Source organism: Rhodococcus sp. NPDC077669, from assembly GCF_040686915.1.
GTDB classification, from domain to species: domain Bacteria; phylum Actinomycetota; class Actinomycetes; order Mycobacteriales; family Mycobacteriaceae; genus Rhodococcoides; species Rhodococcoides fascians.
In genome coordinates, this window is record NZ_JBFBMD010000001.1 from 477,566 (window position 1) to 488,377 (window position 10,812).

The following is a 10,812-nucleotide window of genomic DNA, read 5'->3' on the forward strand; positions in this document are numbered from 1 at the left end:
CTGCCGCTTACGCGTCGGCGACCAGCGGAGCGACCTCGGTACCGAGTAGCTCGATGCCGCGCAACAGATCACCGTGGGCGAGACGCGGATTGGTCATCTGCAGCGACAGTCGATCCACACCGCCGAGTTGCTCGCTCACCCGAACGATCTTGTCGGCCACGGTTTTCGGGTCTCCCATGAAGAACGCACCGTTGGGTCCCGACGTGGCGTCGAACTGCTGTCGGCTCGGTCGAGCGAACCCGCGCTCGCGAGAGATCTTGGTGAACATCTCGTTCCAGCCCGGGTAGATGGTGTCGGCTGCCGCCTCGGTGGTGTCGGCGACGAATCCGAACACGTGCAATCCGACTTTCAGCTTCTCCGGCGAGTGACCCGCTTGCGCGCCCGCGCGCCGATACAGGTCGACGAGCGGCGCGAACTGGCGCGGCTCTCCGCCGATGATGGCAATCATCAGGGGTAGGCCCAAAAGCCCTGCACGAGCGAATGATTCGGGGGTGCCGCCGACACCGACCCAGATGGGTAGCGGATCTTGCAGCGGACGAGGATAGATCCCCTGACGGTTCAGCGCCGGCCGGTGCCGGCCGGACCACGTGATCTCCTCGTTGTCGCGAATCTGCAGCAGGAGATCCAGCTTCTCGGCGAACAAGGAATCGTAATCGGCCAAGTCGAGTCCGAACAGTGGGAAAGACTCGGTGAACGAGCCTCGGCCGACCACCAAATCGATCCGGCCCTTCGAGATCAGGTCGAGAGTGGCGAACTCCTGGAACACTCGCACCGGATCGTCGGCACTGAGTACCTTGACCGCGCTGCCGAGCCGGATGTTCTCGGTGCGCGCGGCTGCTGCGGCCAGAATGATCGACGGAGCGGAGTCGTAGTACTCGCTGCGATGGTGCTCACCGATGCCGAACGAGTAAAGACCGACCTGATCCGCGAGGGCGATCTCCTCGAGTAGGTGCCCCATCCTCTCCTCCGGCGCGATGACGCGGCCGTCGGTCGGATCGGTCACGGAAGAGACGAAGCTGTCTACGCCCAGGTGCATTGGGTACCTCTCGATTCGGGATGACGAACCCATCAGCGTCGATGAAGGTTCAATTATTCCAGTGGACGGTGGGCAGAAAACTACTACTCTCCCCAACGCTTCGCCTCATCCGCAGCGAAGTACATCCGATTACTTGCACCGAAGCCGACCGACGCAACGCGTCACGCATGAGCTGTTATCGTGCGTGGGCGTTGGTTTTCGATGGCCGTGCTGGTCATCGGATCGTAAGAGGGAATCCGGTGAAAATCCGGAACTGCCCCGCAGCGGTGAGTGGAAACGACCGCGGTCATCGAGCACTGGGATTCGTCCCGGGAAGCGACCGCCAGTAGGAATCGTCCGAGCACGTGGTCGGACGGCGCGTCCGCGAGTCCGAAGACCTGCCACCGCGGCTGCGCCGCCGGCGTGGTCGCCTGTCGATCCCGAGGGACACGGTCGACGAGGTCGTCGTTCGCGCTGCGCGGATTGGCCTCGGATACCGTGCTTTTCGCAGGTCGCCAGGTCAGGGATCAGCGGAGAAAGTTGCGCATGCAGTCCAGATCGGTCCTGCCCCTCACTGTGCTCGCCGCCGCGATCTGGGCAGTGTCAGCCCTGTCGGCACTGATGTTCGGGGCCGCGCACATCCCGGCAACCGACGCGATGGGCTATCTGTGGGCCCAGCTGTCCGGCGGCACGATCACCGTCGGTGACGTTCCCGACTACCGCATCGTCGTCGATTCTCGGCTGCCGCGGGTGTTGCTGGCGACGCTCATCGGAGCAGGTCTCGCAGTGGTCGGACTGGTGGTGCAGGCGATGGTGCGCAACGCGCTCGCAGACCCCTACGTTCTCGGAATCTCGTCGGGTGCATCGGTAGGCGCGACGTCGGTGGTCCTGTTCGGCACGTTCGGCGCCCTCGGCATCTACGCCCTCTCGAGTGCAGCGTTCCTCGGCGCACTCGCCGCAACCGCCCTGGTGTATCTGATGGCACGCTCCCCGGTAGGGCTGGTGCCACTGCGCCTGGTCCTGACAGGTACCGCGTTGGGATACGGGTTCTCTGCAATGACGACCGTGCTGATCTTCCTGGCACCTCAGGGCGACGGCGCTCGCAGCGTGATGTTCTGGTTGCTCGGCAGCCTCGCCGGTGCTACCTGGGCCAGCGTCCCGCTGGCCGCCACAGTCACCGTGGCCGGAGTAGCCGCGACCGCTCTGACGGCCCGCAGACTCAACGCGCTGTCGATGGGAGACGAAGTCAGCGCGGCACTGGGCTTGAACGCAGCACGGCTACGGCTGACTCTCTTCGTGACATCCGCGGCGATGACAGGGTGCTACGTATCCATCTGTGGCGCAGTGGGATTCGTCGGTCTGGTCGTCCCTCACTTAGCACGGTTACTGGTCGGGGCCGACCACAGCAGGCTTGTCGTGATCACCCCGGTCCTGGGTGCGGCTTTCCTCGTCACCGCGGATCTGGTGTCCCGAACGGTTCTACCGCCGCAAGAGCTCCCCCTGGGGGCGATCACCGCGGCAGTCGGAGTTCCGGCGTTCGTACTGCTGATGCGTCGCCGCGGCGCGATGATCGGCGACCGTTGATGCGCGTCGACTACGACGACGTCGCAGTCGATATCGACGGCACCCGCATCATCGACGACATCACCATGAGCCTGGACGCCGGCAGCATCGTCGGCATCGTCGGCGCGAACGGGAGCGGCAAGTCGACACTGCTGCGGTGTCTGTATCGAGCGACCGAGCCCTCGACCGGACGTATCGAGGTAGGTGGCCGCGACATCACCGCAATCACCATGCGAGAGAACGCACGTCAGGTCGCAGCACTCACCCAGGACTCCTCGATGCACTTCGACTTCACCGCGCGCGAGGTCGTCGCCACCGGACGTCTTCCACACAACTCCACGTTCGGACGCAACCGCACCCAAGACGACGACGCGTGCGCTCGTGCCTCGACCGTCGCCGACGTGGAACATCTGTTGGACCGATCGTTCCTGTCATTGTCCGGAGGCGAACGCCAACGTGTTCTGATCGCACGGGCTTTCGCCCAGCAACCGAACGTGCTCGTGCTCGACGAACCCACCAATCACCTCGATATACGACACCAATACGCAGTGCTGAGCGCCGCTGCGAGCCTGCAGATCACCGTGATCGCCGCGCTTCACGATCTGAACATCGCCGCCCAATTCTGCGACCGCTTGGTCGTACTTCACGCCGGCCGCATCGTCTGTGCGGGTTCACCCGACGAAGTCGTGACCGAGAAGGTGCTCTCGACCTGGTTCGGGATCGGCGGACACATCGTCACCCACCCACGCCTGGGAGTTCCCCAGGTTCTCTTCGACGACAAGGACACTCGATGACCCACCTCTTTTGCCGGCCCCGCACGATCGCCATTGCCGCGACCGCCGTTGCAGCACTGGTCAGTTCGTGCGGAGCCCAGGTCGACACAGCCACCGAGCAGGGTGGCGATCAGGTGACGGTCACCAACTGCGGCGAGCCGCTGACCGTGACCGGTACCCCACAGCGGGTACTGACCAACGACACCGGCATCACCGAGATGATGTTCGCCCTCGGCCTCGCCGACCGCCTCGTCGGATACACCAGCTACCCGGGCAAGGAGCGAGACATCGACTCCTCGCCGTGGAGGAGCGGCTTCGACGCGGCACCTGAACTGGCCGACGCCTTCACCCGTGAGGTGATTCAGTCCGCGAACCCGGACTTCGTCTTCGCCGGCTGGAATTACGGCTACAAAGAGTCGACCGGCGTGACTCCCGATTGGATTCGCAGCATAGGCGCAGTTCCCTACCAACTCACCGAAGCATGCCGGCAACCCGGCAGTACTGCACGCGGAGTCATGGAACCCCTCGACGCGCTGTACACCGACCTACGAAACCTCGGCGACCTCTTCGGAGTTCGGGCCCGGGCCGACCGACTGGTCACCGATTACGAGAACCAGATCGGTTCAGCGAACGCCGGCGCCCCTGACGACCGCGACCCGGCACGGGTGTTCCTGTTCGACAGCGCCGATCCCGAGCCCTTCACCTCCGGCCGCACCGCAGCTCCGTCGCAGATCATCCGAGAAGCCGGTGGCAGCAACATCTTCGACGACCTCGACGATTCCTGGACCACCGCATCCTGGGAAGCCGCAGCCCAACGCGACCCCGAGTTCATCGTCATCGTCGATTACGGTGCCGGACCGTCGAATTCGGTGGACGCCAAGATTGCACAACTACGCGCACAACCCCTGATGTCCGGCACCACCGCTGTACGTGAGAACAACATCATTGCCCTCCCCTACGCAGCGCTCGTCGAAGGACCACGCAACCCCGCCGCCGTCACCACGGTGGCGGACTTCCTCCGATCCAAGGGCCGCTGACCGTCCACAAGAACGGTGCAGCGACACCTCGGTGGTTGCGGCTTCCGAGGCTCGAATCCAGTGCAGGCGCTCAGTCTTCGATCGTCACGATCGGAGAAGCCTGCTGCACGGTAAACGAGTTCCACGGCAAAGTCGCGAGGACGTCGGACAGCCCGGGATAGTCAAAGACCCACGCTGTTGTCGGATCGACGTCTTCGGTACCGCACGATGCGAGCGCGACGTAGGTGCCGGCCGGGATATCGGTGACGTGTTGGGTGCTGATTCCGATCTGGCCCCCGTCGTCGGTCGAATACAGCGACTGGCCGTTGCCGACGACTTCCCACACCGGCGGCAGCACTCCGCCCGGTGCGGGAGCCAACGATGTGCCGCAGGCCAGGTCGCTACCGGAGTTGTTGGTGATCGTGTTGGTCACCGTCGATCCGTCGACCTTGAACGCATACGTCACGTCTGTCGATTGCGCCGCTGATGCCGTCGCTGGAAACGCCGCTAGTGCTGGCGCACAAAGTAGCGCTCCGATCAGAATCTGACTGGTCGATCGCATGGCAATCCCCCTGGTTCGCGTGAACTATGTCCGAGTTGCCAGTCTGCATCAAAAAATACCGATCAGCATCTTTCGACCGAATGCAGCCCAACGGGGTGAGAAACAGGGTCGAGAACCGTTGTGTCGGTGTAAGTTTGCAGACCCCTACCAGCCGTCGCTTAACGCTTCGCTTCGGCGCGCTTCTTGATGTACGCATTCCGAACGCACAGGACGCGCCGGAGATACAACTTGCCTGGAATATCCAGGACCGCAGCGCCGAGTCGTCCGCCACGGAATTCGACCGACATGATGTCGACCATCTGCGTCTGACCCCGGCGTGCGAGAAAGAAGTGCTCGTGGCGCATCGAGGCAAAGGGTCCGGTGACCTGCTCGTCCACGAAATATCTCGCGGGCTCGTACTCGGTGATGCAGCTGGTCAAGGTGAACCACACACCGAGATGCCTGGAGCGGATGTCGATTTCATCGCCCAAACGAAGAGCACTCCGCTTCGAATCGACTCGCACGCTCTCTCCGTACGCTCCCTGAGACTCGGCGTGAACGATTGCATCCGACTCCAGATCGAACACGTCAGCGGGGTTCGCCGCGATCGAAGTCGTGAGCCTGATGGTGAACGCCACGGGCACAGCTTTGCAGGTCGGTGGCAGGGTTGGCCGATGAGCTGATGGCACCGCTGTCGATCGGTGGCGAGGCCCTCACGTTCGCCAATCAGGTCGGCCACAGTAATTTCGCCCAGTGGGTCGACGGTGCTCGAACCGCTATGTTCGATGCGCTCCTGAAGGACGGGCCGGGTTTCGACGAACCTGACAGCCCCTGGCGAGATCGCATGCGTGAGGCTGGCTATGACCCCGACGGCGAGGGTCCGATGCCCGACGGCCTGTTTCACACGCCGGAGGTCTACATAGCAATGATCGTCAACCACACTGGAATCGATCTGACGCAAGAGCTGTTGCGCAGCGGACAGTTTCAGGTCGGCGACTCCCGCAAATAGTGGAGGGCTCAGCCGAGTACAGCCGGCTGTTGCGAGATGCCGAGGGATGAGCGACTCGAAGGGGCGTGGTGGCCGGCCGAGTTGCTGACTGTTTCTCCCTGCCGCTCGACTGGATCCGAGCACTCAGCGGCGGAAACGGTCGAGATGGGTTGACGACGCGGGCTACCGAACAAAAATGCCCGTTCACCAACTTCGGTGAACGGGCATTTCGCTGTGCGCCATCAGGGATTCGAACCCCGGACCCGCTGATTAAGAGTCAGCTGCTCTAACCAACTGAGCTAATGGCGCCGATCCGCACCGCGTGTTCTCTGCGGTGCGGGAGAAACATTAACAGCAGATGCGGCCAGATGTGAAATCGGCTGGTCAAGGCACCTGTTGCGTCAGTTGAAGATCCTGCGAACCACGAGAACTGCTACCACTGCGCCGACTCCGAGCAGAGTGAACTTCACGGCCGGCTCGTTGAGCTTGGCCACCACCGTCTGCTTGGTGTTGGCGACGATGTTCTTGGGGCTGGCACGGACGCTCAGCTCGTCCAGCGTGCTGGCCAGCTGATTGCGAGCGGCCTCGATCTCGCGCTCGATTCGGTCGGTGTCCTTGGCCACGTGTCCTCCAACTTGTCTGCAAATAGTCTTGGTCGTACTCGAGCCTAGAGCACGGCGGTATTTCGATACTCTCGTGCGGTGACCGAATACAGCAAGCTCGAGCCGGGCGACACCGCTCCGGCGTTCACCCTGCCCGATGCCGACGGCAACGATGTCTCGCTCGCCGATTACGCCGGCAAGAAGGTGATCGTGTACTTCTACCCCGCCGCAAGCACCCCGGGCTGCACCAAGCAGGCCTGCGACTTCCGCGACAGCCTCGCCGAGCTCAACGGCGAAGGCCTCGAGGTCGTCGGCATCTCCCCCGACAAGCCGGCCAAGCTCGCCAAGTTCCGCGACAAGGAGGAGCTGACATTCCCGCTGCTCTCCGACGAGGAGAAGACGACGTTGCAGGCGTGGGGTGCGTTCGGGGAGAAGAAGAACTACGGCAAGGTTTACGAGGGCGTCATTCGTTCGACGTTCCTGGTCGACGAGGAGGGCAAGATCGAGGTGGCTCAGTACAACGTTCGCGCCACCGGCCACGTCGCCAAGCTCCGCCGCGACCTAGCTGTCTGAACCGGCCAGCCGCTGCAGGAACAGCGCCTCGGCGACGGCCATCTTCTCGATTTCCGTCGGGTCCACGCTCTCTTTCGGGGCGTGGATCCGGCATCGGGGCTCTTCGACGCCCATGAGCACGATCTCGGCGTCCGGCAATGCCTCCGCCAACGCGTTGCACAATGGAATGGACCCGCCCTGCCCAGCCGTCCCCATGGGACGTCCGAATGCCTCTTCCAAGGCACCTGACAACGCCGCGTACCCCGGGCCGTCTGTTCTGGCCAGGAACGGCGAACCGATCGCCTCACGCTCGACGGTGACACGCGCATTCCACGGCGTACGTGCCTCCAGATGCGCCACCAACGCGTCCTGCGCCTGCTGCGGATCCATCCCTGGCGGAACTCGCAAATTGAGCCGTGCCGAGGCTCGAGGGGAGATTGCGGCGGCCGAGCCCACGACGGGCGGGCAGTCGATTCCGAGAACGGTCAGAGCCGGGCGCGCCCATACCGCGTCGGCCACGGTGCCCGAACCCGCAAGAGCGACTCCGTCGAGCACCCCGGCGTCGGATCTGAACTGCTCAGCGTCGTACGGCACCCCATCCCAGGTCCGCGTGCCATCGAGACCGTCGACCGTGGTGTCACCGTGCTCGTTACGCAGTGTGGCCAGCACCTGGATCAGCGCGCCGAGCGCATCGGGTGCCGGCCCCCCGTACATTCCCGAATGCACCTCTCCGGCAAGCGTTTCCACATGTACGACGACGTTGGCTATCCCACGCAGGGTAGTGGTGACCGTCGGCAGACCCACCGCAGTGTTGCCGGTGTCCCCGATCACCACGACATCGGCAGCGAACAACTCGGGCCGCTCGTCGACGAGTGCTTCGAGCCCGCCCGTGCCCATCTCTTCGGAACCCTCGCAGACGATGCGCACGCCGACGTCGAGCGACTCCCCCACCGCGCGCAGCGCCAGCAGATGCATCAAGATGTTGCCCTTGCAGTCGGCCGCGCCTCGGCCGTACCACCGACCGTCACGCTCGGTCAGCTCGAAAGGCTCACTGTCCCAGTAGCTTCTGTCGCCGGGAGGCTGGACGTCGTAGTGCGAGTACAACAGAACGGTCGGTGCCCCCGCCGGTGCCGGCCGGGAACCGACGACAGCCAGTGAGCCGTCGTTGGTCTCGATCAACTGCACGTCGGGAATTCCGGCATCGACGAACGCCCGCTGCACCCATTGCGCTGCACCGACGCATTCTTCCACCGGGAACTGCCGAGGATCGTGCACAGATCGGAACCGGACCAGTTCTGCCAGCTCCGATTTCGCACGAGGCATCGACTTCGCGATCGCGGATCGAATGTCGGCGGGGCGTACATCGGTCGGCATGGTTCCTCCAGACGAGAAATGACAGACGGGCTCTCGCCAGTCTGTCATTTGCTCGCACCTACCGAAGCGACACGTCAGCCTCCGGCCAATTCCTGCGCGATCCACTCACCTGTGTGCTGCCAGTGCCGATCCCAGGCTTCCTGCTCGAGTTGCTCCTGGGATTTACCCGGCTCGGGAACGACGGTGGGCACAGTCAATTGCGGCGGATCCACAGTCGCCGCAGCGGGCTTCGGGGTACCTGCAGGCGCAGCGCCCGGCGGCACCCAGGACGGCGGAGTCCCTTGCTGTGGAGTCCACTGCTGCGTCGTCCCAGTCGGCGGTGTGGTCGTCGGCTCGAGGGCTGAATCCGCCGTGGGCGGGAGCGTCTTCGGCAGGGCGTCGGCCGGAAGCCCAGGCGCAATCGGCGCAACTGTCGTCGGATCGACGTATCGCGTTGCGCCGGCCAAATCGGCACCGCCATTGCGTCGGTCGACGCTCTGCCCGGCGGTCGCATCCCCATTACTCGGCAGCGTGGCTGCAACGGCGACACCGGCCGAGGCCACCCCGGCGAGCAGCACCGCAGCAAAGATCAGTTTGCGGCCGCCGGTCGCTGAACTCGACCTGCCCGTTGCTGCCACCGGGGACGTGAGCACCACCGAAGGGACCGTCTCCGGCACTGCGGCTTCTTCCGCGTCGTCGGCCCTCTCCGTTTCCACGAGAGCGGCCTGATCCTCGACCAAAACCGACGCGAGCCAGGCCGCCCCGCAGGCGGCGACCCGATCAGCGGCACCCACCCGCACGACGGGCACCCCGAGACCGAGGGAGAGAATGTCGATCAAGTCCCGGTTGCTCGATCTGTCTTCGAACAGCGCCACCGCCTGTGGTTTCTTGCCGGATTCGTCGACCACTTCCCAGGCCAGCGGAATCGTGCTGCCGATTCGTTCGGGGGACATCGAGTCCAGGGCAGCATTCTTGGCGGGCGTGAGCGTGGCATCGGCTGCGTCGGCGAGAGAGATGGATACGCCGTGTTCGCCCATGTAATAGAGCAGCACCGTGCTCGCGTCGGCGAGGTCCTTCGTACGGGCCAACCAGGACAGGAACGACTGGGATGCCGAGACGAACACCGTCGACTCGTCGGTCACTGCCGTGGCGAGTTCGGCGCGCTCGGACTCGGACCGATGCACGACGGCGACGGCGTCGACCGACACGTCGAGCATTGCTGCCTCGGCACGCATATCCGAGATCGCGCGCGGTAGGACGGCGGTCACGTCGGGGTCGAGCGAGGTGGTGGAGTGCGCGAGCACCTCCCCCGAGGTCGGCTCGAGCAGGACCGTCTGCATCGAGCCGGATTCGATCGCTGTACCGATTGTTGCCACTGCAGTCTCCCTGTGCTCGGGGTGAGGCTCCCGACCATGAACGTCGTCCCACGGACACGAACGACGGCCACCCTGCACGGAAATTGATTCAATACCTATAACCATACCGGTTGCCCGTTTGGCTGGCCCATATTGAACTTGGGGATTGTCACAGCAAGACGGTCCGACAGCTGTCGACGCACACAGCGGTCCCCCACAAGAACGACCGAATCCGGAGTGGGCGATGCGACCCGCACGACAGAAGTGGATACCGTGCACCCGCGACGGATAGCCTGACCGGGTGGAATCCTCTGCTCGTGCCCAGTCCTCGCGCCGTCTCGACGCCGCGCTCGAGTCGACGGCGCAGACTCAGGAGCTGATGCCGAGGCGCCGTCCCACGCAGGAACGCAGCCAACGCAAATTCGACGCGTTGCTCCAGGCGTCGCGTGAACTGCTCAGCGACGTGGGCTTCGAGTCGTTCACGTGTGAAGAAGTCGCATCACGGGCAGAGCTGCCGATCGGCACGCTGTACCAGTTCTTCGCCAACAAGTACGTCATCGTCTGCGAACTCAATCGTCAGGACCTCGTGGGCGTCCAACAGGAATTGGCCGAGTTCGACGGCGAGGTCCCGTCCCTGGACTGGGTGCGGTTCCTGAACAATTTCGTCGACCACATGGCCGGCATGTGGATGACGGACCCGTCGCGCCGCGAGGTATGGCTCGCGATGCAGTCGACACCGTCCACCCGCGCCACCGGTGTCATTCACGAGCGCGAGTTCGCCGATCAGGTCTCACGCATGCTCGGACCGTTGACGCCGCGCACACCGCGGCATCGTCGCAATCTGATGGCCCAGGTGTTGGTGCACATCGTCTACTCGATGCTGAACTTCTCGGTGCAGGACGGCCAGAGCCACGAAGATGCCGTGGCCGAACTCAAGCGAATCATGATGGCGTATCTGCTCGTCGCAGAGAAGGAGAGCAGGCGCTCGGGTGGGTCGGTCACAACCGACGAAGCCTGACCCGCCCGCTTCACCCACACGAAAGGCCCGCCCGAT

The 10,812-nt window shown here is 64.1% G+C and carries 12 protein-coding genes, 1 tRNA gene and 1 riboswitch; of the genes, 6 read left to right on the top strand and 7 right to left on the bottom strand.

Features of this window, described 5'->3' with window-relative positions:
• Window positions 1–7: 7 nt before the first annotated feature.
• On the bottom strand, window positions 8–1,036 hold the full coding sequence (locus AB0P23_RS02265) for an LLM class flavin-dependent oxidoreductase (RefSeq protein ID WP_032370179.1): 1,029 nt from the start codon (window positions 1,034–1,036) through the stop codon (window positions 8–10).
• 175 nt (window positions 1,037–1,211) lie between these two features.
• Window positions 1,212–1,436, top strand: a riboswitch (cobalamin riboswitch).
• 125 nt (window positions 1,437–1,561) lie between these two features.
• Here AB0P23_RS02265 and AB0P23_RS02270 point away from each other — a divergent pair.
• Genes AB0P23_RS02270 through AB0P23_RS02280 form a run of 3 tightly spaced genes read left to right on the top strand, consistent with a single transcriptional unit; the run spans window position 1,562 to window position 4,388 of the window.
• Window positions 1,562–2,599, top strand: a complete 1,038-nt coding sequence (locus AB0P23_RS02270) for an iron ABC transporter permease (protein ID WP_032399536.1) — start codon at window positions 1,562–1,564, stop codon at window positions 2,597–2,599.
• Entirely contained in the window at window positions 2,599–3,372 is a 774-nt protein-coding gene (locus tag AB0P23_RS02275) for an ABC transporter ATP-binding protein (protein ID WP_032399496.1), read from the top strand. Before AB0P23_RS02270 ends, AB0P23_RS02275 begins: the two co-directional genes overlap by 1 nt.
• The gene (locus AB0P23_RS02280; protein ID WP_363796716.1) at window positions 3,369–4,388 is read left to right on the top strand and encodes an ABC transporter substrate-binding protein; all 1,020 of its coding nucleotides are present in this window, start codon (window positions 3,369–3,371) and stop codon (window positions 4,386–4,388) included. The genes AB0P23_RS02275 and AB0P23_RS02280 overlap by 4 nt, the downstream gene beginning before the upstream one ends.
• A 70-nt stretch (window positions 4,389–4,458) precedes the next feature.
• Here the strand turns inward: AB0P23_RS02280 and AB0P23_RS02285 are convergent, their stop codons facing one another.
• Both AB0P23_RS02285 and AB0P23_RS02290 read right to left on the bottom strand, forming a co-directional pair.
• Complete coding sequence (locus tag AB0P23_RS02285; protein WP_329955352.1) at window positions 4,459–4,833, bottom strand: hypothetical protein; 375 nt, start codon at window positions 4,831–4,833, stop codon at window positions 4,459–4,461.
• A 254-nt stretch (window positions 4,834–5,087) separates the two neighbouring features.
• Complete coding sequence (locus AB0P23_RS02290) at window positions 5,088–5,432, bottom strand: hypothetical protein (RefSeq protein WP_155288587.1); 345 nt, start codon at window positions 5,430–5,432, stop codon at window positions 5,088–5,090.
• A gap of 143 nt (window positions 5,433–5,575) precedes the next feature.
• Here AB0P23_RS02290 and AB0P23_RS02295 point away from each other — a divergent pair, with 143 nt between their 5' ends.
• Window positions 5,576–5,917: a DUF6461 domain-containing protein gene (locus tag AB0P23_RS02295; protein WP_363796718.1), complete on the top strand. Its 342-nt coding sequence runs from the start codon at window positions 5,576–5,578 to the stop codon at window positions 5,915–5,917.
• Window positions 5,918–6,131: 214 nt separating this feature from the next.
• On the opposite strand, the gene AB0P23_RS02300 is transcribed toward AB0P23_RS02295, so the two are convergent.
• Together AB0P23_RS02300 and AB0P23_RS02305 are read right to left on the bottom strand one after the other, a co-directional pair.
• A tRNA-Lys gene (locus AB0P23_RS02300) sits at window positions 6,132–6,205 on the bottom strand.
• A 92-nt stretch (window positions 6,206–6,297) separates the two neighbouring features.
• Window positions 6,298–6,519 (bottom strand): DUF3618 domain-containing protein, encoded by a 222-nt coding sequence (locus tag AB0P23_RS02305; RefSeq protein ID WP_027497653.1) that lies wholly within the window; start codon window positions 6,517–6,519, stop codon window positions 6,298–6,300.
• 78 nt (window positions 6,520–6,597) lie between these two features.
• Between AB0P23_RS02305 and bcp the strand changes: the two genes are divergently transcribed.
• On the top strand, window positions 6,598–7,071 hold the full coding sequence (gene bcp, locus AB0P23_RS02310) for a thioredoxin-dependent thiol peroxidase (RefSeq protein ID WP_032368383.1): 474 nt from the start codon (window positions 6,598–6,600) through the stop codon (window positions 7,069–7,071).
• On the opposite strand, the gene AB0P23_RS02315 is transcribed toward bcp, so the two are convergent.
• A complete protein-coding gene (locus tag AB0P23_RS02315; protein ID WP_363796721.1) occupies window positions 7,060–8,424 on the bottom strand; it encodes a dipeptidase in 1,365 nt (454 codons plus the stop codon). The two genes, bcp and AB0P23_RS02315, sit on opposite strands and share 12 nt — an antisense overlap.
• A gap of 74 nt (window positions 8,425–8,498) precedes the next feature.
• Window positions 8,499–9,779, bottom strand: a complete 1,281-nt coding sequence (locus tag AB0P23_RS02320) for a hypothetical protein (protein ID WP_052053181.1) — start codon at window positions 9,777–9,779, stop codon at window positions 8,499–8,501.
• 280 nt (window positions 9,780–10,059) lie between these two features.
• Here AB0P23_RS02320 and AB0P23_RS02325 point away from each other — a divergent pair, with 280 nt between their 5' ends.
• Window positions 10,060–10,776, top strand: coding sequence for a TetR/AcrR family transcriptional regulator (locus tag AB0P23_RS02325; protein ID WP_048318537.1), 717 nt, complete (start codon window positions 10,060–10,062; stop codon window positions 10,774–10,776).
• Window positions 10,777–10,812: the final 36 nt, after the last annotated feature.

What these genes read in the sequence shown, in the direction of transcription:
- AB0P23_RS02265 (WP_032370179.1), bottom strand. Translation starts at nt 1,036, where the DNA reads ATGCACCTGGGCGTAGACAGCTTCGTCTCTTCCGTGACCGATCCGACC.
- AB0P23_RS02270 (WP_032399536.1), top strand. Translation starts at nt 1,562, where the DNA reads ATGCAGTCCAGATCGGTCCTGCCCCTCACTGTGCTCGCCGCCGCGATC.
- AB0P23_RS02275 (WP_032399496.1), top strand. Translation starts at nt 2,599, where the DNA reads ATGCGCGTCGACTACGACGACGTCGCAGTCGATATCGACGGCACCCGC.
- AB0P23_RS02280 (WP_363796716.1), top strand. Translation starts at nt 3,369, where the DNA reads ATGACCCACCTCTTTTGCCGGCCCCGCACGATCGCCATTGCCGCGACC.
- AB0P23_RS02315 (WP_363796721.1), bottom strand. Translation starts at nt 8,424, where the DNA reads ATGCCGACCGATGTACGCCCCGCCGACATTCGATCCGCGATCGCGAAG.